Annotated in this window: 18 protein-coding genes and 1 pseudogene; 6 read left to right on the forward strand and 13 right to left on the reverse strand. The window is 66.9% G+C overall.

All coding sequences use genetic code 11. The annotated features are described in order from the left end of the window. Nucleotides 1-314 precede the first annotated feature (314 nt). The 4 genes from C1729_RS13850 to C1729_RS13865 all read right to left on the reverse strand — a co-directional run bounded on the left by C1729_RS13850 (nt 315) and on the right by C1729_RS13865 (nt 4,527). On the reverse strand, nt 315-1,319 hold the full coding sequence (locus C1729_RS13850; RefSeq protein ID WP_102510734.1) for an IS481 family transposase: 1,005 nt from the start codon (nt 1,317-1,319) through the stop codon (nt 315-317). Then, nucleotides 1,316-2,500, reverse strand: coding sequence for a Cmx/CmrA family chloramphenicol efflux MFS transporter (locus tag C1729_RS13855; protein ID WP_102510735.1), 1,185 nt, complete (start codon nt 2,498-2,500; stop codon nt 1,316-1,318). The genes C1729_RS13850 and C1729_RS13855 overlap by 4 nt, the downstream gene beginning before the upstream one ends. Before the next feature lie 511 nt (nt 2,501-3,011). After that, nucleotides 3,012-4,094: a DUF4192 family protein gene (locus C1729_RS13860; protein WP_102510736.1), complete on the reverse strand. Its 1,083-nt coding sequence runs from the start codon at nt 4,092-4,094 to the stop codon at nt 3,012-3,014. Between the two features lie 109 nt (nt 4,095-4,203). Then, on the reverse strand, nt 4,204-4,527 hold the full coding sequence (locus C1729_RS13865) for a hypothetical protein (protein ID WP_102510737.1): 324 nt from the start codon (nt 4,525-4,527) through the stop codon (nt 4,204-4,206). 201 nt (nt 4,528-4,728) lie between these two features. Here C1729_RS13865 and C1729_RS13870 point away from each other — a divergent pair, with 201 nt between their 5' ends. The 3 genes from C1729_RS13870 to C1729_RS13880 are packed head-to-tail and all read left to right on the forward strand — an operon-like array spanning nt 4,729 to nt 7,690. Further along, nucleotides 4,729-5,127: a plasmid mobilization protein gene (locus C1729_RS13870; RefSeq protein ID WP_102510738.1), complete on the forward strand. Its 399-nt coding sequence runs from the start codon at nt 4,729-4,731 to the stop codon at nt 5,125-5,127. Further along, nucleotides 5,124-6,836, forward strand: a complete 1,713-nt coding sequence (locus C1729_RS13875) for a relaxase/mobilization nuclease domain-containing protein (protein WP_102510739.1) — start codon at nt 5,124-5,126, stop codon at nt 6,834-6,836. Before C1729_RS13870 ends, C1729_RS13875 begins: the two co-directional genes overlap by 4 nt. Before the next feature lie 14 nt (nt 6,837-6,850). Further along, nucleotides 6,851-7,690 carry a hypothetical protein gene (locus C1729_RS13880; RefSeq protein ID WP_102510740.1) on the forward strand — a complete coding sequence of 280 codons (840 nt, stop codon included), beginning with the start codon at nt 6,851-6,853 and terminating at the stop codon, nt 7,688-7,690. Between the two features lie 82 nt (nt 7,691-7,772). On the opposite strand, the gene C1729_RS13885 is transcribed toward C1729_RS13880, so the two are convergent. The 9 genes from C1729_RS13885 to C1729_RS15300 all read right to left on the reverse strand — a co-directional run bounded on the left by C1729_RS13885 (nt 7,773) and on the right by C1729_RS15300 (nt 19,931). Beyond that, nucleotides 7,773-10,637, reverse strand: a complete 2,865-nt coding sequence (locus tag C1729_RS13885) for a DNA methyltransferase (RefSeq protein ID WP_102510741.1) — start codon at nt 10,635-10,637, stop codon at nt 7,773-7,775. 673 nt (nt 10,638-11,310) lie between these two features. Beyond that, complete coding sequence (locus tag C1729_RS13895; RefSeq protein WP_102510743.1) at nt 11,311-11,724, reverse strand: DUF4913 domain-containing protein; 414 nt, start codon at nt 11,722-11,724, stop codon at nt 11,311-11,313. Continuing rightward, nucleotides 11,721-13,511 carry a type IV secretory system conjugative DNA transfer family protein gene (locus C1729_RS13900; RefSeq protein WP_102510744.1) on the reverse strand — a complete coding sequence of 597 codons (1,791 nt, stop codon included), beginning with the start codon at nt 13,509-13,511 and terminating at the stop codon, nt 11,721-11,723. Before C1729_RS13900 ends, C1729_RS13895 begins: the two co-directional genes overlap by 4 nt. Continuing rightward, nucleotides 13,508-15,022, reverse strand: a complete 1,515-nt coding sequence (locus tag C1729_RS13905) for an ATP-binding protein (protein ID WP_102510751.1) — start codon at nt 15,020-15,022, stop codon at nt 13,508-13,510. The genes C1729_RS13900 and C1729_RS13905 overlap by 4 nt, the downstream gene beginning before the upstream one ends. A gap of 11 nt (nt 15,023-15,033) precedes the next feature. Then, complete coding sequence (locus C1729_RS13910) at nt 15,034-16,545, reverse strand: SCO6880 family protein (RefSeq protein ID WP_207204673.1); 1,512 nt, start codon at nt 16,543-16,545, stop codon at nt 15,034-15,036. Then, a complete protein-coding gene (locus tag C1729_RS14825) occupies nt 16,529-18,115 on the reverse strand; it encodes a TrbL/VirB6 family protein (protein WP_207204674.1) in 1,587 nt (528 codons plus the stop codon). The genes C1729_RS13910 and C1729_RS14825 overlap by 17 nt, the downstream gene beginning before the upstream one ends. A gap of 88 nt (nt 18,116-18,203) precedes the next feature. Continuing rightward, complete coding sequence (locus C1729_RS13920) at nt 18,204-18,959, reverse strand: DUF8175 domain-containg protein (RefSeq protein WP_102510746.1); 756 nt, start codon at nt 18,957-18,959, stop codon at nt 18,204-18,206. 12 nt (nt 18,960-18,971) lie between these two features. After that, nucleotides 18,972-19,262: a hypothetical protein gene (locus tag C1729_RS13925; protein ID WP_242493915.1), complete on the reverse strand. Its 291-nt coding sequence runs from the start codon at nt 19,260-19,262 to the stop codon at nt 18,972-18,974. Nucleotides 19,263-19,298: 36 nt separating this feature from the next. Next, the gene (locus C1729_RS15300; RefSeq protein ID WP_340637960.1) at nt 19,299-19,931 is read right to left on the reverse strand and encodes a DUF6668 family protein; all 633 of its coding nucleotides are present in this window, start codon (nt 19,929-19,931) and stop codon (nt 19,299-19,301) included. A 171-nt stretch (nt 19,932-20,102) separates the two neighbouring features. Between C1729_RS15300 and C1729_RS15130 the strand changes: the two genes are divergently transcribed. The 3 genes and pseudogenes from C1729_RS15130 to C1729_RS14835 all read left to right on the forward strand — a co-directional run. Further along, nucleotides 20,103-20,339 (forward strand): helix-turn-helix domain-containing protein, encoded by a 237-nt coding sequence (locus C1729_RS15130; protein ID WP_242493916.1) that lies wholly within the window; start codon nt 20,103-20,105, stop codon nt 20,337-20,339. Nucleotides 20,340-20,472: 133 nt separating this feature from the next. After that, the gene (locus C1729_RS13940) at nt 20,473-20,874 is read left to right on the forward strand and encodes a hypothetical protein (RefSeq protein ID WP_242493917.1); all 402 of its coding nucleotides are present in this window, start codon (nt 20,473-20,475) and stop codon (nt 20,872-20,874) included. A gap of 3 nt (nt 20,875-20,877) precedes the next feature. Next, nucleotides 20,878-21,157 (forward strand): annotated as a pseudogene (locus C1729_RS14835) (M23 family metallopeptidase); the annotation flags it as partial.

Raw genomic sequence — 21,157 nt, forward strand, 5'->3', positions numbered from 1 at the left:
GCGGGTGGACGGTGGGTCCCGCGGTCCACATGTGTGCGAACCGAGCCGCGGAGCGGTGGAGCTCGGGTCGTGCACATGTGGGCCGGGGGCGAGAACCGGCGCGGTCACGGGCGACGGGTCTTCACGATGTTCCAGCAGATGGGGCAGCGGAACGTGTCGACGTCGTAGACGGGGTCGACGTCGTGGTGGTCAGGGCAGCGCGGGATCGTCTTCATGGGAGCGACTGTGCGGCACGGAGTGTCAGGTGCAATGTCCATACCCATGACCCATCGACCGGAGCGCTCTGAGTTGTTCTCGCTGCCGTTGCCGACGCGCTAGATGTATGAGGGCAAGACGTTGGTGACGCCAGCACGGAGCCGAGATGCTGGGGGATGTCCGCCCGCTCCACTGTGAGGGCGGTGGTAGTTGTAGTGGATGTTCCAGATTCCGATCGCGGTGTCGCGGGCTTCTTCGCTGTCGAACTCTCGGGCGTACAGCAGTTCCTCGGCCAGGATTCGCTGGTAGCGCTCCACCTTCCCGTTGTGTCGGGGCGTGTAGGGCCTGGTCTTTTGGTGGCGCGTGCGGTTGCCGACGATTCGCGCGAAGTCGCCCGAGCGGTAGCACGCACCGTTGTCGGTGATGATGCGGTGGATGTGCGAGATCCCGTGAGCGGCGAACCAGGCCTTCGCTCGGGAGAGGAAGGCTGCCGCGGTGGTTCCCTTCTCGTCGGTCAGCGGCTCGGTGTACGAGAGTCGGGAGTATCCATCAACGGCGGAGTGCAGGTAGGTGTACCCGCCCTTCGCGCCGGCTGACTTCGCGCGGCCGGCGGTCTTAGCCTGGTCGCTGTCGCGCCCGTGAATGCGCCAGCCGCCGCCGTCAGGGATTCGGCCGACCTTCTTCACGTCGAGGTGCACCATGTGGCCGGGCCAGCGGGCGGTGATTTTTCCTGGCTGGCGATTGGTGTCGCCGCCAGGGTCGATGAATCGGCGTCGGCCGAGGCCGAGCCGGCTCAGGTGTCGGGTGACGGTGCGCCTGTTGATCCTGACTTCCAGCTCGGCGAGCTCGTAGGCAATGCGCTGGGCAGACCATTTGTGCTCGCGCCGCCAGGCCTCGATCTGTTGGATGACACCGGGTGCTGTCGCGGTACTGCTGTGGTGGGGTGTCGAGGCACGGTCTTGAAGCCCGGCTTCGCCGTGACGCCTCCACCGGTTGACCCACTTCGAAGCGCATGCGCGTGAGATGCCCATCTCGGCAGCGACGTGTGCGATCGGGCGGGTCAGGCACCGATTCACTAGTCGGCGTCGACCTTCCAGGCTCAGCGGAGCATTGGCGTGCGTCACTTGGCAACCTCCACTTTCCGTACCCGCGGTGCGATCATGCGCAGCGTTGGCAGCATTACGAGGAGTGCGAGAGCGGTCAGCGCAGTCGCGGCCCAAACGGGCCCAAGGTCGCTCGAGCTCTCGAGCGTTACCGCTCCGAGCGCCGGACCAGCAGCGGCCCCGATGTTGAGAGCTGCGGTCGCGTAGGAGCCCCCCATGGTGGGTGCTTCCGCTGCTGCGTAGAGCACTCGAGCGATCAAGGTGCTGCCCACAGCGAATGCCAGCAGTCCCAGTAGGAACACCAGGACGAGCAGCGGCACGGAATGCCCAGCGAGCACCGCGAGCATCAGCCACCCAACCAACAGGAGGGGCGCGGCCACAACGAGAACCATTCGCGAGTGCTGGTCAGACAGTCGTCCGGCAGCATTGACTCCCGCGAAGGACCCGATACCGAAGAGCACCAGAGCCACCGGTACCCACACTGGGCCCAGGCCTGCTGTCTCGGTCACGACCGGTGCGAGGAACGTGAATGCGGCGAAAGTCCCGCCATTGACAAGCGCAGCGAGAAGCATCGCCGTAAAAAGACGAGGCACGCGGAGCTGCGCCAACTCGAAGGCGAGAGACGGGTCATCGTTCGCTTCATCCCGGATGACTCTCGGCTGTGGACGGATCCCGGTGAGGATGCCGATTGCTGCAGGAACGCACAGGAAAGCTACCGCCCAGAACGTGGCCCGCCATCCCAGCGCAGTGCCAAGTAGAGCTCCCGCGGGAACACCCGCGACCATCGCGATCGTGGTGCCCGAGAGGAGGATGGCAAGAGCGCGGCCCTTCCGGCTGGGGGCCACGAGGCGGGTTGCGGTGCTGAGGGCAACGGCCAGGAACCCGGCGTTGGCGACCGCAGCCACCACACGAGTTGCGAACAGTATGGAGAAGGTCTCGGCAGTGGCGGCGACGACGTGACAAGCAGCGAAGATGACCACGCACCCGAGCAAGGTGGTCCGGGCGGGCAGTCGACGGGTGAAAGCTGCCATAGCGGGCGCACCGAGGATCATCCCGACCGCAAAGGCAGAGGTGAGTAGCCCAGCTGCGCCGACCGAGACACCGACACTGGCCGCGATGTCTGGCACTAGGCCAGCAAGCATGAACTCAGAAGTGCCCATGGCGAAGACAGCCAGGGCAAGCAGGTAGAGGGCGAAGGGCATGGAGGACTCCGAGGAACGAGATCGAGAAGAGAAAAACGTCTCGTCACCACGGCCAACACCCAGGAAGCTGCCCAATGGCCCGCGGAGCGCGCAGGCGCAATCAGCGAGTTGAGGACTCAGGAGGTCTGGGGGCTGCCGGTGTGACCGAAAGCCCCCTGAGTGTCTGATTCAGGGCACGCCATGCTTCTCACTCTAGCGACGCTCCCTCGACACCGCACATCCTTTGCACGAGCAGCGGCATCGTCATCAACGTCCTGCCCCGCAACAGCTAGAGGACGTCGCGTTCGGTATTCCAGATGATGCCGGCGGCCACGCCGTCGGCGTCGAGCGATGACCAGAAGAGCTCGCGAATCTCGTCCATGGGGGAAGTCTTGTCCGAGTGGCGGCCGGGCGCTCGGAAGTCGGCCAGGTTGTGGATATGTCCTCGGACGGCAGTGGCCGGCCACCGCCTGGTGGCCGGCCACTGTCGTCAGCGCTCGGGTTCTGCGGTCGGCTGTTGGCCGAGGGTGTTTCACGGAGGGGAGTCGTGCGTCTTCGCGGCAGGGTGCGGTCCGGTCGAAGGCGGCGAGGGGAACGACGCAGCTCGGGGCGAGGTGCTGGCCGTGTGGTTGAGGTCGGCGGCGGCGAGCGACTGGTGGAGACGCGCGATGCTTTCGGCACGGTTGAGCCGCTCGGGCGGTAGCCCCGCGTCCATGGCTGCCTTGATGAGGTGCGCGAGGTTCTCGCCGCTGCCGGGTCCTTCGGCACGTGCGACAACGAGGGCGGTCCGGGGTGGGATCATCGCGTCGCTGTGGAAGTACAGGGCCGCGCCGGCAGTCACCGCCAGGGGTCCGATGAGGTGCTTCGGAGCGCCGCGATAGATCGCCACGAGAGCTTCGGTCGTCTCAGGCTTGCTCCAGTTCTCAAAGAGGAGGAGGTCGCGCGAGATCTTGTCGGTGTTGATGACATGGGCCAGCCAGGCTTGCTTGGTCGGGTCGGGGATCCCGGGCTGGGCGAGCTGCTCGAGGTAGCGCTGGCTGACCTCCGCGCGGAGCGAAGGAAGCATCGTGTCGATCGTGCGCGCCACGTCGGGCGCAACCTCTTCGAACGCCGGCGCCGGGAGTGGGAAGTAGCGCTCGATCGCCTCGTCGCGGTTGGCGGCAGGGGGTGCCCATCCGGCAGTGACAGCGAGGTCGGCGGGAGGTGGCGGAACGGGCTGTGATGCCGACCAGTCGTTGGCGGTCTCGCGCCTGTGACGGAAGTCGCCTCGATCGACGTGCACCGCCAGCGCGAGCGATCCCTTGTCCGCGGCTCGAAGTTCGAGCTCGAAGGTGTCGGCCAGGACGTCCCCGTGGGGGCCGTACCCGAAGGCGAAGACCTTCGCCCCGGTGGGAACGGCGTCGGCCACGGAACGGTACGCCTCGACGAGGCGCGCCGGCACGACCGAGTCGGGTCGCGCCTCGTCGACGATGTGGGGGACCTGCTTGAAGTTCGCGCCATGCCCGGGGACCTGGACGCCGACGATGAGCTCGCCGGGTTCCGGCTCGTAGCCGATCAGGTGCGGGATCGTCGCGACGAGGTCGGCGCCCTGGCGGGTCATGGGCTTGTCGCTCATGGGAGCAGCTCCTCGTCGACGATCGCGACCACCTCGACGAGGGGGTCGGAGACGGGGTTGAGGGGCGATCCGGCGATGGCCTCGGCCAGCGTCTGCTCTAGGGGAGTGCTCACTGTCCCTCCTGCTGTTCGGTAGCGGGTTCTGCTTGCGCGTTGCTGGACTTCGACATGCGCGCCCGGCGCTGTACTCCGCCGGGCGCCTTGAGGCCGAGCTTCTTGAGCTCGGCCTCGTTCCATCCGGCGCCGGTGGCGCCGACCCACGCGCGCTTGTAGCCGGTGCGGGCCTCGGCGAGTGCTGCTTCGGCGCGGTCGATCTGCTCTTGGGCGATGACGACCTGACGCACGGAAGTGATCCGTGATTCGAGCAGTCCGCGGGCCTTCTTCTCGATGCTCTCTGCCGTCGCGCTGACGCCACGGCCGGTGTGTTCGTCCATGCTTCGACGGTAGGTCACACTTGCGCGATGCGCGCGTTGGGCGACCAGACCCCCACGGCGGAAGCCGCGGAGCAAGCTATACACTTAGGTTCCCTAAGTGGCTTGGATTCTCGACGTCCCGCCGAGAATCGGGCACACTTGACGTGTGGTCCCCGCAGTGGGCGGGGTCGCTGCGCTGGGCCGAAAGCAGGTGGAACCGCCATGAGTGAGCACGCTTCTGAAGCGCGGATGTTCGCCCGACGTCGGCGCGCGAACGTGGCCGGCGGGCGGCAGCACCAGCACAAGGTAAAGGTGACCCCCGAGGAGGAAGCACTGCTGCTTCGCCTGGCCGAGGCTCAGCGCGTGACAGTCCCTCGCCTGCTCGTGGAAGCAGCGTTGGCGTCGGCACCGGGGGAGACCCCGACCGAGCGGCGGGATGCGATCGCCGAACTGTTCCGACTGCACCGGCTGCTGGCGGCGATCTCGAACAACGTGAACCAGATCGCGCGGGCCACGAACGTCACCGGCGAGGTGCACGAGGAGCTCGTGGCTACGCTGCGCGCGGTGCGGCGTGCGGCGGAGCGGATCGATGCGGCGATCGATGGGCTGTCCTTGCCGTGATGCCGAACGTTGTGCGCGGCGATCGCATGGTTGGACTGATGTCCTACCTGGTGGGTCCCGGGCGCTCCAACGAGCACACCGAGCCACACCTGGTCGCCGGTGACGGAGCACTCCTCGCGTGGCACGACGACGCCGAGCTGAGCGGTGAAGCAGCCGTCGCCATCGCGCGTCACCTCGACCGACCTCGCACCGCGATGGGGGTCGAGGTCAATGGTGGCCACGTGTGGCACTGCTCGCTGTCCCTGCGCGCCGAGGAGGGCGCGCTGAGCGACGAGCAGTGGCGCGCGATCGCGGACGACTTCGTGCGAGCAATGGACTTCGATGACGCCGAGGGGACCAAGGCACCGTGCCGGTGGGTGGCTGTGCGGCACGGGGTCTCGACGAACGGCAATGACCACATCCACCTGGTCGTGAACCTCGTACGTGAGGATGGGACTAAGGCGTCGGTCCACAACGACTTCAAGCGCGCGCAGAATGCCGCACGTGCGCTCGAGGTCAAGTACGGGCTGGAGCAGCTTGAGTCGTCGCGTGCTGAGCGCGCGACACGCGGTTACAACCCGGCTGAACGAGTGGCGCAGGCACGGGCTCGGGCGCGGGCAAAGCATGAGCGAGCCGGCGCCGGCGCATCGGCCTGGTCGATGCTCAACTCTGCGGAACGCCAAGCGCGGATCGACTCCGAGATGCGCGCTGAGCAACCGCGCTTTCTGCTTGCCGTCAAGGTGCGTGGCTGTGCGTCGGCGAGCGCCGACGAGGCGGAGTTCGTCCGTAGGATGCGGCACGCCGGGCTTCTCGTCCGCCCGCGGTTCGCCGAAGGTCGTACAGACGTGGTGACGGGCTACTCGGTGGCCGAGCGACCCGTCGCAGGTGAGCGACCCATCTGGTACGGCGGCGGCCACCTGGCGCGCGACCTGACGCTGCCTCGACTCCGTGACGGGTGGCCGGACACCCCCACCGGGGCGAGCGACGCGGCGGCCGAATGGAATGCCGCCAAGCGAGGCCGGCGTGTGGTCGCTCCTGGTCGGGAGTCCACCACGCCGGATCCGGAGGCGTGGGCTCGACAGAACGACGAACTGCGCGCACTTGTCGAGCGACTCCGCTCCGTGCCGGTCGAGGACCGTGACACGTGGGCGACCGTCGCCCGGCAGACAGCGGGTGCGTTCGCTGCGTGGTCGAACGCGACCGAGGCGACACCTGGCGACCTGGCCGCCGCAGCCGAGGCACTGTCACGCTCGGCGCAGACATACGGGCGGACCGTGCGCCCGGTCAAGGCCGGAACCGTGGCCATCTCGGGTGCGGCCATGCTGTTTGCCAGTGCGGCACGTGGTGGCCAGGGGACGGTTGCGCAGGCGGTGATGATCCGCCAGCTTCTCCGGTTGACCCAGGCGGTCTACGAAGCGTCCGTAGCCGCAGAGCAGGCGCGCCAAGCACAGCTTCTGGCCGGGGATACCCGAGCCCGTCTCGTGCGTGTGCGCGAGGCACTGCCGAACCCGCTCGATGGGGCCGGTGCCTTGGCGGTGGGGACGCAGACGACCGTGCTCGAGAAGCCGAGAGCGGCTCTCGATCCTGAGTCCCAGGCGGTGCTCGACCGGCTGCAAGCCGGGCAGGCGCACGATGCCACGCGGGCGACGTCGCCGGTGCCCAACCGGCTGGACCCCCGTCGGGTCCACCAGACATCACAACCGGGCGCAGATCGCGGTCCGGAGCGATAGGAGAGGGGTGCACCATGGCCGAGGAGTCAGACGGAATCGAGGAAGCCTTCGAGGGGCAGCTGCGAATGCTGGTCACCGCAGCGGCACGGGCCGGAGAGGAGATTGCTCGACTCCGCGAGCAGGCTCGTCGCCGAGCGCAGGCTGCCAGCGAACAGGAGGCTCGCGAACTTGCGTCTCGTCTCGCAGCTGAGCAGCAGGCTGCGCGGGCTGAGACGGCCGGCGTGCACCACTCAGAGTGGTGGGACCGAGCCACGCCCGAGCAGATCGCTCACACCTTCCAGGTTGCCCATGCATGGTCTCGAGAGGATTCCGAGGCAGCGCGCGCCGAGAGTCGGATGCGCGAGGAACTGCGCGTTCGGTTCGGCGTCGACGTCGCCAATGTCAGGGCCGACCCCGCTGCACTCCGTGAGGCGGTCGAACGGGCCGCCCACGACCGCGCACAGAGCGATGCGGAACGCGCCCGTGCCGCGGCCGAGGAAGCTGAGGCAGAGCGGGTCATGCAGCAGTCGGACCGGGACGACGCCAGAGCCGAACAGGCGCAAGCCGCTGCCGAGCACGAGCCCGACCCTGCTGAGCGTGAGCGAGCGGCCACGGAGACGGAACAACGGGCGCGCGCCGCGGCAGTGGCGCGCGAAGACGGCAAGGACCTCTACGACAGCGCGGAGCGACGGAGGGCGACCGCGAGCGACCTCGCGGCCAGAGGTATCGATCACGACGTCGTCGCAACGCGAGTTCGCGCCGATGTCAGCCAGGCCAAGCCCGCCACTGAGGCGGTGACGACTGACGCCAGGGGCCGAGCCCCCAAGGCGCGGAAGTTCGGATTGCGTAAGCAGCAGGCCGAGGTGAGCCGGTAGCGTCCCCGGGCGTCCGGCTCAACCGCAGCCACCAGATGCAGAGCGCGGTTACTCAATCGTCAAGGTCTGTCCTTGGTCACGGTCAAACCCCCTCACCGCCCGCGGCCAGCGCCCGAGCAGAAGATCTCCTGCGTGGCGCAGCCCCAGGTGTCCGCCGCCGCCGATCCTCCATGGGCTTGATGAGTTCCTCGTAGCGCTGCATGATCGCCTTCATGCGCAACGCCTCGGTGGGGCGCCGTAGGCCGTAGAGCCCGTCGATCTGGGCGTCCAGGCCATGATGGCGGGCACGGAGTGTCGGCGGCATGGAGATCGGGTCGTACAGGTCGGCGAGGGTAGCTCCGGAATGGAGTGCCCTCTCATCGATGATGGCTTGAGCGGCAAGTTCGAGCCCAACACGCTGCCGATCGGTGGGCAGGATGAAAGGGAACGGGAAGTACACGAGCGCGGGCGAGAGTGAGAAGTCGGACTTCAATCGCCCCGCGTAGGTCCTGATCCAAGCCATGTACAACGAGGACTGCAAGTAAGCGAAGTGCCAGAGTTTGTCGGTGTCCCAGACGATCAACTTGTTGCCCGCGATCACGTCGGGTTCGAAGAATGCTCCCGGGATCCACTCCCGGTTCTCGCTGGAGACCTCGGGCAGTGCAAGGTAGCGCTTGGTCGGCTGGCGGATCTGGGTGAACAAAGACGGTGAAGAAGCCTGCGCTTGCACGCTGAGCGTGGGGCTGCCTTCTCGAGCGGCCGCGACCCTCTGCAGGCGAGAACGCAGCACTGGCGAGGAGCGCAAGTCGGCGGGCGCAGCCCCCGGCAACCAAAGGCACCAGCGCGGTCGTCCGTTGAGCATGTCTTTGCCTTGGACGAAGGGGCGGAGGTACTTCGCGGCGATCGGGTCACTTGCGACCTCGTGGTGATCGTCTTCCTCGACAAGCAGGTGGCCACCATCTGTCGGCTGACTCCCCTTGGATGCGAGGGGCATGCCCGAAATTAAGGGTGAGCGTAGTTTGACTGGAACCACGTCCGGCCCGTCGACGAGATAGAAGTTCAGTTGGGCCGGCTTGGTCTCGATCGGATCGGCAGTGATTCGGGGGTAGTCGAAGAGCCGCTTCGCAGAAGTCCTAGCGATCGAGGAGAAACCGACGATGACCACATGCACGGCCGCCGCGGAGGGCGCCTCTGAGGTCCACTTGAAGGTTCGGTGGCCGAAGTCGACCTTGAACCCATGGCGTGCCAGGAGCGGCACCATCGACCGGCCCTGCTCTCCCTGGATGATCGAGTTGGTCGAGACGAACGCGGCGCGACCTGTCGATCCGGCGAGCAGCGTAAGCGCCTTGGCGTACCAGCACGCGACATAGTCCAGGCGTCCAGACCGCAAGCCGGCGGTATCCAGAGCCGCGAAGGTCAGTCGGTTGTCCTCCTGCTGCTCTTCGCTCATCAGTGACATCCCGATGAAGGGCGGGTTCCCCATGACGATCACATCGTCGGCCATCTGATCCGTCTCGAGGCCTAGGACATCGCGCCAGTCGGTCCGCAGGGCGTTGCCACGCACGATCGTGGCGGAAATCTCGATCGGCAGGCGGTCTGGTGCGACACCGAACTCGGCTGCTAGAGCGAGGTTGGCTTGATGATCAACAAGGAACATCGCCGTCTCGGCGATCTGAGCTGGCCACTCCTCCAGCTCGATTCCGTAGAACTGATCGAGGGAGACGTTGATCTCCTGGGTCGGGTCGAGGATGTCCTGCTGGAAGCCGGGGCCCCGCAAGGTGCGCAGCTGGATCTGGATGTCCAGCTCGAGCTGCCGCAGTTCGCGGTAGGCGATGATCAAGAAGTTTCCACAGCCGCACGCCGGGTCGAGGAACCGTAGCCGTCCCAGGCTGCGCGCCAACTCTCGAAGGCGTCTGGGGTCGTGCTTGACCGAGGCATATCGCTCGCGCAGGTCGTCGAGGAACAAGGGCCCGATGACCTTCATGATGTTGCGTTCGGTGGTGTAGTGCTCGCCTAGTTGACGGCGGGCTTCCTTGTCCTTGACGGATTGGAACATCGACCCGAAGACGGCCGGGCTGATCGCCGACCAGTCGAACTGCGCACACGCGAGAAGCTGGCGGCGCATCTCACGGTTGAAGAACGGGAATCTGATGGTCTCCGCGAACAGTCCACCGTTGACGTAGGGGAAGCGGGCCATGAGCTCATCGACGGCCGAGCCTCGTCGGTTCGCGGGTGTGTTGAGAATCTGGAACAGGACACCGATCTGCGCGCCGAGGTCAGAGCCGTCGGGGCTAGTGCGAGTCTCAAGCAGTTCGGTGAACAGGCCCTTGGACCACATGCCGGTGTCGTCGCCGAACATGAGGAAGAGCAGTCGAGCCAGCAGGACCGAGGCGTCATGGTCGGGGTAGCCGTCTTGGGCGAGCTCTTCGTAGAGGGCTCCCATGAGTTTCGCGGCTGCGATGTTCGCGGCCGACTCTTGCTCCGCGCTGAATCGTCGCTGGGTGTACCCGGCGATGAAGCCAAACCGATCGATTTCATTGGGCAAGTCCTCGAGCCGGATGGTTACCGGCTCAGCCCCGACCTCCGTGAGATCGAGCATCCGGATGTGCTGGAAGTCGGAGGTGAGCACGACCTGGGGGACGTTGTCCTGCTTGAGGTCGTCCAGGTAGTCAAGCGCCTGTGCTTCGGCGTCGTCGAGACTCCGTCCGGCCGACTTGTGCTCGGCTACCAACACGCCCGGCCAGTACAAGTCGATGCGACCGTCCTTGCCCGTGGATGTGCGCTTGACGTGCTTCTCGAACAACGCCACGCGGCGGCGGTCGACACCGAAGATCGCGAGGAACTCGTTCCAGAAGCTCTGCGCCTCACCCTGTTCGGAGGTGACCCCTGTCCAGCGCGGCACAAACTGCCGGGCGTTCGCGCGGATCTCATTCCACGATGGGGGTTTGACGGCTGGCTGCTTCGACATGAGCGCCATCGTAGGGGCAGCAACAGCCAGGTGAGCGCGACAAAACAGCCCGTTCCCGCTCAAGTCGACGTAAAACTCGTCCAAGCCGCCCTAGGCTGGCCCTAAGCACAACATGTGGACCGCTGGTGCGCCGGCGGTACAACATGTAGTGGTTTACGTTGCGTCTGCTGGGGGTGGCCTGAGACACTTGTCCCGAAGCACGGAGAGCCCAGATCGGGCTCATGCCGATCCGGGCTCTCGGGCTCACGTGGGGTGAACCTAGAGAGTAGCCAAGTTCTAGCTGCCTCGGGCAGGGGCACTTGCGATCCGGGGAGGTTCCGGCAGCTTCTTGACCGGACCCCAGGGTCCAGGACGGAGGTGTCCCATGGCGGGACGCTCTGTGAACCGCAGTGCTGGCTCGGGCCGGTTCGTCTCTCGTGCGGCCGCTGCTCGCTGGCCGGGCAAGACGACGACTGAGCGCGTCGGCGGTGGAACGGGCAACAAGAGGACCGTCTACCGCAGCGCGAGCAGCGGTCGGTTTGTCACCAAGGGCCGCGCCGACGGTGACCCAGGGGGAACGATCGCTCAGCGTGTCTAGCGTCGCCATGCTGGGCTGGGATGGGCATGCGTTACCCCGTCCCAGCCCAGCATGTGTGTGCCCAGGAGGCTGAACCCAGCCGGGTTGAGAAGCCGATTAACGGACGTCGGGAAACATACCGGCGGGCGGAGCGACATACGGCAGCGGGTCGCCCTTCCGGCAGGTGTTCTCCTCGCCCTCCGTGGCGGTCGCGAACGGTCCGTCAGGGTCCATCAGCGCGGCCATGTGAGGGTCGGCGTGGTCCCGCCACCACACGCTCATCCCGGTAGCAGGGTCGAGCCGGAGGTGCTCCCAGGCACGCCAGAGCGCCTCGAGGCGGATGATCCCCTCGTCGTGCTCCCACCAGCGGCCAGCCCAGCACCGGTGTCGCCCGTCGATCCTGCGTCGGTAGACGTTGCGCAGGTACTCGCGGACGAACTCGTCGACGGACCCAAAGTAGAGCGAGGGAGTGGAGGCCTCGGTCTGCTCGGCTTCGACGTCGTCCGTGCCCCAGTCGTCGATGTCACTCACGAGGCATCCACCGGCTCGTCTGCGGTGTCCACATCAGCGACTTCTTGGGCCTGGTGGATCGTGCGCGGTGCCTGCGGGTCGTGCGCAGCGATCGAGGCCGTCACAGCAGCGGCATGACTGCCGGCCATCCAGGGAACGGTGCGGATGAGGGTAGGCCGCGAGCCCGAGGCCATGACGAGGGCCCGGCCCTTGGGCATCGCCGCGAGGTCGGCGACGTCGAGGATGCGCTCTCGGTGTAGTTGCTGAGACACCGTGCGGTGCCCTCGCCCATGCGACGTCGACGAGGACAGACGGTCGTAGTCGCCCACCATCCGCGAGAGGTCCTCGAGGAAGGTGCCTTCGCTGACGCCACCGCCGTAGACCTTGACGTTGGCGGCCGACCAGAGCTTCTTCATGCCCGACTCGCCCCAGACCTCGACGCCCTGAGACCAGGACTGCAGGATCGTCATCAGCACGATGCCGCGCGATCCATAGTGGCTGTAGAGGTTCGGCAGCTCACGCCACCGGCAGACGTTGGCCGCTTCGTCGAGCACGCCGAGCAGCGGTGTGGCCAGACGGCCGCCTGCGGAGCGCGCTGCGAGCTCTTCTGCGGCCTCGACCACGGCCACGGTGAGGGCCGTGACCAGGGGGCCGGCGGTGCCGCGGCCCTCCTTCGAGAGGGAGAAGAGAGTGCCGCCGTCGGCGCGCACGAAGTCCTCCGGACGGAACTGCGGGCGCATGTCGCCGGGGGTGGGCGTGACCCACGCGGCCACCTGCCGGTTCGTGAGGCACGACGCCATCTGCATCGCCGTGCCGTAGATGCCACCGCGCTGCTTCTCTGGGGCTGCGACGACGCCGGCCACCTGGTCGGCGGTGAGCGAGAATCCGTGCTCGCGGAGTACATCGACAGCAGTCTCGTCCGTCGGCCGCGTCAGCCACGTGTAGACGTCCGTGATCGGCCGCTGGTCGAGCGCCGCAGCGAGGAGGAGGCCGGCAAGCAGATCCTGGCCGGCGGGATCGAAGTAGGCGTCGGTCTTGGCGCCCGGATCGCGGGATCCCGAGGCGAAGTGTTCGGCCATCTTTGCGGCCCGCACCTCGTCGGTCACGTAGCTCAGTGGGTTCCACCACCAGGTGGGCTCCTCGAGTGCGATCGCCTGTGGGTCGAAAACCCACACGGGGCCTCGAGCTGCGCGCGGGTCGCGCGTCGCGTCGACGACGTCGCGCTTGTTCGACGTCACCAGCACCGCACCGGGAGCCTCAAGGATCGCTGGCACGGCACGCGACGTCGTCTTGCCCGTCCTAGGTCCCCAGACGTCGATGTGCATGTCCTCCCACGATCCGAAGAGCCACTGGCCCGTCCCCACCGCGCGACCGATGGGCACACCCGGCGACGCCGTGACGCCCAGGCGTGCTGCCTTCGCCTGGGCGCTCTTGCGCGAGAGGTCCGCGACGTCGCGACCGCGCCCCATGTACGACGCTGCCCGGTCGACACGGGAACGACCGCCGTTGAGCCGGCGGAATGCCAACGCCACGATCCCCGCGAGGATGACCAGCGTGCCGGCGCAGCCTCCCAGGACCCACCCCCCAGCCGCGCCAGGCCATGCAAGGTCGCCACCGAGCACACCGAACATCACCGTGAACGGATCGGCCGGCACCTCGAGGCGGGTGCCGGCGATCCTGTGGCCTAGGTGCATCGCGGCGTACACCGAGCCGACGACGAGCACGACCAGGAAGATCCCGGCCCACAGCAGTGCCACCTCGCCGGAGAGACCGCCAGGGTCGCGACGGCGGTTGTTGGGGATGCTCATGAGTCCACTCCCACCTGGGTCGATCCCGCGCGGCGTCCGACGCGCGACTGCTGGTGCCAGAGCTTGTTGGTGTCGTTGATCGACCGCTCGACGTCGGTCAGTTGCACGTCGACCGGGATGCCCGGGCGCCCCCCGACCTTGACGAGGAACTTGCCGCGCCCCGGAGGCTCAGCCTCACGACCGGTCATCGGGTCCCAGGCGGGCGGGTCCTGCCATCCGATGAGGAGGTTCTGCTCTGCCTGTGAGAACGGCACTGCGGCGGTGAGCTGCGGCATCTCGGCAGATGGCAGACCGCCGCAGATCACCATGCCGGAACGCTCGACGAACCCCCGCGCCTTCATACGGTCCTCCTCGCTGGCCAGTGCCAGCAGGTCGCTCATCGTGTGGGAGATCATCGCCATGCCCACGCCGCGCTGGCGGTTGAGGCGGGTGAGTGCGTCGACACGGTCGACCATGCCGCGCCCTGCGCGCAGTGCTCGCCAGAGCTCGTCGAGGATGACGAAGTAGTGCCGACGAGGTTCGAGGCCGGCGTCGGCCAGCACGTTGGCGACGTTGACCGTGCCGAACCCAGCCGACCAGCATGCGAGCAGTGTGGCCGCCTGCAAGTCCATCTCGGAGTCGTCGATCGCGGAGACGTCGTAGACGACCGGTGCATCCCGGCGCATCGGGTTCGTCGTCTGTCGCGCGAATGTCTCGCCCAGGCGTCCACCGCCCACTAGACCGATGAGGGATGCCTCGAGATTCTCGGTGATCGCCTGGTATCGCTCATCGACCCCGCGGTCCAGCGCCACCGCGCGCACCTCCGGTGGGCCCTCCTGGATCACGCGCAGGAGGTCGCCGAGGACCGGCACGCCCTCATGGTGCTCGTCGAGCCACTTCAAGGCCCGATCGAGGATCGTCTCTTCACGGTCGGTCGGAGGGGTCGCGCGCAGGATCGTTAGCAGTGCGGAGACCATCGTGTGTCTGCGCCCGTGAGCATCTGCAAGTACCTGCGCCGCCTCCTTCTCGAAGCCAGCATCACGCAGGCGCACAGCGGCCTCCGTCGCCTCGCCCGGGTCGAGAATGTTGAGGAAGCCGCGGCCGCGTCCCAGGGTGATGACCTGACCTCCAAGCGCTTCGATGAGGTCGACGTAGTCAGGCTTGAGGTCGCCTAGGACCAGTGGCATCACCCCGTAGCCAGCGAGCCCCGCGGCCATCCGACGTACGAGGGTCGACTTCCCCAGACCTGGCTTGCCGAGGACGAACGCGGACGGGTTGCTGATGAGCTTGGCTCGCTGGAACCAGCTGATGGGGTCGCAGCACAGCGTTGCGCCGGTGTGGATGTGCCGGCCGAGCGGTACACCAATCATCGGTGTGCCGGTGCCGATCGCAAACGGCCACAGGCCGCACACCTGCACCGTCGTGCCGCGCCACTCGTCCGCCTGCTGCACATAGAACGACTCGCCCCGCCCAGGCCCGAGCCACCCGCGCATCGGCGGCCGCTTCGGCACAGTCGAACGCGGCTTGGACATGCCGCGGCGCTTCACAGCTTCTCCCGCAGTTCGGTCGGCACCTTGATGTGCTTCGGTAGCACGAGGCCCAGCGGCAGCGCCGCTGCAAAAGCCGAGTCCTGCGACCCGTAGACCGGGCGAACACGCAGGCGTGCCGTGGCTGCGAGGTTGTCGATTGCGGCGCGGGCGTCGGAAGCCTTGTCGAGGCTCGCGACGGTGGCGGTGATGAGCACTCCGAACTGCACGAGGCCCGCACCGGAAGCTTCTTCGCTCGCGGTTGCCGCCGCCGACCGCGCAGCGAGCGAATCGCGAGCCGCGGGCTTGCTCGTCGCGGTCAGGCGGAACTCCGCTGCACGCAGATCAGCCTCGACGATCGCAGCCGCCTTCGCAGCGTCGAGCGGACGATAGAGCAGCGTGACGCGCTTGCGCGCAATATCCCGGTGTGGCGCGAGCAGACGGGCAAGCACGCCGGACTGCACGGCACCTCTCGGGGCGGAAGTCATTGCCCATGTGCAGGAGTATGCCGAGTCGTGTCGGTACCCATCCCACGATGCCTGCGTGGCAGATGGCCCGACGTCGGGCCAAATGAACTCAAGCGACTCGCCGGCGGCGTGCGCCTCGTCGATGAGGCCAGCCGCGGCCGGGTCGTAGGCGATGCGGATCGTCTCGCACAGTTCCTGTGCTGAAAGCGGGTGCGCAGCACCTGCACCAGTAGCCTGCAAAGTCCCAGTCAGCCCCGGAAGGCGAGCCGCGAGCTCACGAGCCATCTCCTCTGCGGGCCTCTTGCGGCCACCAGAGCGCTGCGCAGCGGTGAACGTGATGGCCACGTAGGCCTTCACGGTCGACGAGCCTGCCGGGTAATGCGCGACCGCTTCCCGGAGCATTGCCTGGGCGAACGCTGGCGCGTCTTGATCAAGGTTCGATGCGACCTCGCGGCGCAGCCGCGTCCCAGAGTCGGGAGCGGTCTCGATCGTCACCGAGGCTGCCTCGACACCGGGTTCATCACCGAGGTTCGCGAGCCAATGGCCCCAGTCTGCTACCCACACGTCGATCTGCTCTTGGTCGACGAGCGCGGCTCCATCCGGCTCGGTCCCGATCACCACGGCGAACGAGCCCGTCGCGGGGGTGTGGACCAGGGCGAACGGACGACCGTAGGAGTCCAGGTGCTCAGACAGACGCGTCGGCGCTGCGATCCCCGGCAACTGGTAGGTGCCCCACAGAGCATGGCCCAACGGCCCCGACCTGTAGATGTTGGACCGGCGCGAGCGCGCAGCCCAGAACCCGGCTCGGGCACCACCCCTGCTCAGTGCGTTTTTGCCGTGGGCGTCCTTCGCGACGATGGCGAGCATCCCAACACCGAGCACGGTGGCCATCACCACAGCCTCGAGAAGTCCAGCGATCATCACCGTGACCACTACGACGATCAGTCCGCCAAGGAGAGCGACCGTGCCGACAGAGCCAAGTCCCATCAAGCCCGGTGACGTAGGCCGACGCCAGTTGCCGTAGGTTCGTGCACTTCTGTTGGTATCAACGGCCACTGCCATCTGGACCGCCTCCTTCGCCCGTTGCGTCCTGGCCGATCTGGTGTGCGGCTCCTGCAGCCGCCTTCCCTGTCTTCTTGGCCACGTCGAGCGCGGCACCAGCCACGATCCCTACGGGACCAGCCGCGGCTCCGGCTGCTGCGCCGCCGCCCGCTGCTGCCGTGCTGCCGCCCGCTGCGCCGCCGCCCGCTGCGCCGCCTCCCGCTGCGCCGCCTCCCGCTGCGCCGCCTCCCGCTGCGCCGCCGCCTCCCGCTGCGCCGCCGGCGCCAGCTCCGTTCGAAGAAGCGCCTTGCCCAGCGGTAGTGCCACTCTGCGGGGACGGACCGCTCTGAGGACTGGAACCAGACGTCTGACTGCCGCTCGGCTCAGGTGGTCGCTGTGGCGTAGGGTCCCCGTTGCGCCCAGATGTCTCTGAGTTGGCGAGCCTAGAGACAAGCCGTCCGAGGCCCGCTGCACCAGCCGGAAGAGCTGCAATCGCCCCGGCAGCGGCAAGCCCGCCCGACCCTCCCCCAGCGGTACTCCCGACCATCGGAGTCACGAAGCGCATGAGCGCCGGCATAGCGAAGAGCGCAATGATCATCAGCATCAGCCCCGTGAGGACCGCGAGCAGGCCCGTGCCGTCGTCGCTGAACACTTCGGTTCCGACAAGCTGGAAGGCCGCCGAGTAGACGATCGCAGCCGCGGGCTTGTAGAGGATGAAGGCGATGAGCCAGGCGATGCACTTCTTGAACCAAGTCTTGCCCATCTCCGTGTTCGTGAAGGACGCCGAGAGGGGAAGGATGCCCGTGAGGATCACGAGCATGCCACCGCGGGCGACCATGAGCACGATCTGAATCGCCGCTGCGAGCACCGCGACCAGGCCAAGGATGATGATGAGCAGTGGGCCGAGACCCCCGGTGGCGGGATTTGTCGTGATCGCGAGCAGCGTCATCATGTTCTCGCCAAAGCAGGCCGATCCCGGAGTGGCAACGTCGCACACCAGCGAGCTGTTGATGAGCCACACGGAGAAGGAATCTGCGGCCGTGACGAGTAGCCCAACGATCGTCACGCCTGCACCTGCGGTGACAATCAGGGTGAGCAAGCCTTTGACGGTTTCGCGGCCCGGTTCTGCGCGCTGCTCCCAAACCATCCGAGTGCCGCCGATGATCACTCCGAGCACGGCGAAGGCACCCATGTACCACCAAAGCCCTGACTGGAGGAATGCCACCGCGCCGCCCGCTGCCTGCGGCCCGGAGGGCATCAGTCCTGCCACAAGTGAGCTAGCCCCGGAGACCAGGACGACGGCACACAGGACTAGTCCAACTCTTCCGACCGCAGCGATACCCTCCCCGGCCCGTACCCGTGTCGCGATCATCGCTCCAAGGGCGATTAGCGAGATGATTGCGACAGCGAGGCTGATCCATGTGACGTAGCCCAAGGCTGTCGTGAGGTTCGCCGAGTCGGGTGCGGAGGTGCCCGCAGTGATTGCCGAAGAGCCACCGTCACCGGTGAGGTTCGGGGTGCCGATATGAACCCATACGGTTCCCAGTGACGTTATAGCCTTCCCGAATGCCTCCATGACCGCATTCGCCATGCTCGCGATCGCATCACCCAGCGCGTTCGATGCAGCGTCAGCGGCACACCGGCTGGGGCTCAAGGCCCACTTCAGAGGGGAGCACATCTCACTGCTCCCAGACGGTGTAACCAGTGAGGTCAGGGATGCTCACAACACTTCCCGGCGTCGAGGTGTCGGTGTTGAGCTTCCAGTCACCGTCGGCCCACACGAGTGGATAGACAGCGGACATGGTCACGTTCTGCCCTTGAATCGAGGCCACCATGGCGACATCGATGCTCGCGGCCTCACCGTCATAGGAAAGTTGGCGGAAACCCACTACCCGGAAGCGGATATCGGCCGTCTGCTCGGGGGCGCCGGCCTCCTGGATCAGTTCGTCGCGATGACGGCCGGGGGCCGCGAAGTACTGAACCCATGCAGGAACGACCGTCGGGTCGCCCGCCACAGTCGCTGCGTAGGTGGCTGCGAACAGCGCTCCCTCTGGCGAGTGCTGGAAGCAGTAGTGGAACCCCGCGGGGTCCTTCTTTCCCGGCCCGTGTGTCGTGGAGGTTGGGTAGGCGATGGCGCCGTGGAACTTCCAGTCAGCCGCCGGCGCGGTCGTCAGGGTGCCGCTCAAGACCTCCCCGGCGAGTCCACAAACGCTTGCGTCGCTAACGGGCGCTGCGATCGTCGTCTCCGTTGCCGAAGGTTCAGAACTGCTCCCCCTCGCCGTGGGAGGTGGCGCGGTGGTGGCTTCGTCATCGCGATTCATGTTCGCGATCGCGAGCACGACTCCGAGCACCGCCACCACTGCGACGATGAGTGCCGCGGCGATGAAGCCGGGTCTGGTGAACGGGCTCTGCTGTTCTTCGTCGTCGAGGGTCATCTCAACTGCCAGTCAGGACAGGAAGCCGACGAGGGCAGCTGCGGCAGAGATGACGATGACGCCGCCCAGAGCCATGCCGATTTTGCCAGCGTGCTCGCCGCCCTCGCCTCGGCGGGACTGGATCGCCATGAGGGCGCCAGCCATGATCAGGCCGGCGATGCAGACCGCCAGCGCGACCCACTTCAACCATCCCATGATCGTGGTCAAGCCCTCGGTGCCCGGAGGCTGGGTGGCGATGGGGTCTGGAATGTCATCTGGAATGGCAATGGGCAGGACCGCGACTGCGTCGAGGGCGACGCTCACGATGCTGTGAAGTGCACTCACTAGACTGAGTTCCTTTCAATTGGTGGTGCCGGCGGCACCGGGGAGAAGAAGCGAGCGAAGGTCGTCGACGAGGCGGCGAACTTCGCGTGGGGCGGTGGAGAGAGCAGGGGGCTCCCCCATCCGCCATGACTCGACCCACGGCACGGTCCAGGTGCGCGGGAAGCCTCCGGAGACAAGTCGGGAGAGATCGCGCAGAGGTCGCGGGAGACGGCCAGGGGTGTCCGGGACGATCACTAGGCCGAGGACCTGGGCATGCGGTACGAGGCCTGATGCCCACTGGGCCGCCGCGTGCTGCGCGGCACGTAAACCACGAACATTCGTGCGTGCGACGACGACGACGCGCGATGCAGCTGCACCAGGCACGTAGGGCCACCCATGGCTGGCTGCCGGCCACTGAGGCACGAGCGAAGCCAGGGACGTCTCACCCGCACCGCCGTGCGCGCCGAGCCACCAGAGCTCCGCGCTGTGAGCCTGAGAGAAGCTCGGCAGCTGATCGACCAGATCGGGAGCCGGGACTCCTTCCTGCGGGGCGATAGGGCCCGTGACCGGGACCACCGATGCTGGCGCGCCGAGAATCGTGGCTGGCTCCGGTGCCGTCGGCTGAGAAAGCCACTCGTTCAGGTCGCGAGACATGACTCCCCTATCCATAATCACCCGGGCGGTCCCTTTCGATCCAGCGTAGCTGTGTGTAGTGATATTGCCAACCGCAGCGGACCTGATGCGACACCGAGTGATACTTGTGTATATGATGTGGTCACCTCTTACGGCAACCGCTCGGGCTACGCTTGCTTCGTGCAGGAATCTCCGCAGGTACGCCCAGTGACCGAGCCCCTTGACGCTTTGTTCGAGGGGCTGAACAACACGCTCGACGTCGGAGAGGTGGCCGAGCTGCTCGGCCTGACGAAGCAGAGCGTCTACAACTGGCTGCGCGACGGCGTGATCCCCGGCTACAAGCTCGGGAGCGTCTGGGTCATCCTTCGGGACGACCTCAAGGAGGCACTGCGAGATGGATCGAACCGACCGCAACAGGGTGGTCAGCGGACGCCTGAACGCTAGGGACCGCTGGCGGTCCGGCAGGTCGACCCTCGTTGTCGTGGCGGTCCTAGCCCTCACGGCGTGCACCGGGCAGGGAGAGAGCCCGTCCTCATCTCGCCCGCCCACGCCGACGACGACTGAAGAGACCCAGGCCGTGTCCGCACCGAACGGCATCGTCGACGAGGACACCCGTGAGACGATCACACCGCACGCCGTTCCGACCTGGGACATCCCCTCGCGCACGGCGGTCGTCGAAGCGGCACGGAATGCGCTGGCGGCCTTCGCGCGACCCACGCTCGAGCAGGAGACCTGGTGGGCAGAGCTCTCTCCTCTGCTGACCCCGCAGGCGCAGCTGGACTACACCTACGTCGACCCGGCGAACGTGCCGGCTACTGCGATCACGGGCCCCGGAACGCTGACGGACGAGACGAGCGCCTACGTGGCGTCCGTCGAGGTGCCCACGGACGTCGGCACTTACACCCTCGTCCTTACGCGCGCTGACGCCGAATCTCCCTGGCTCGCCAGCCGGATCACCCCTCCAGCCGGTGTCCGCTGACCCATGGCCGCGAACAGTTCAGGCGCCGTTCTCAGCATTGCGATGGTGCCGTTTGTCCTCGTGTTCGGCGTCGTGTTCAGCCTCATGCTCGCTGGCGACGACGCCGATAGTGCTGCTGCTGCTGCTGAGGATGGCTGCACCCCGGTCCGTACCCAACCTGTAGAGGTAGACCCCGCCACTGTGCCCGATGAGGCAATCGCGGGGTACAGCCGTGACCAGTTGGTCAACGCAGCTCACATCCTCGAAGCGGGTCGGGCGCTCAATCTAGGTGTGCGGGACCAAA

The sequence above is a fragment of the Sanguibacter massiliensis genome (assembly GCF_900240335.1).
Taxonomy (GTDB): Bacteria; Actinomycetota; Actinomycetes; order Actinomycetales; family Cellulomonadaceae; genus Flavimobilis; species Flavimobilis massiliensis.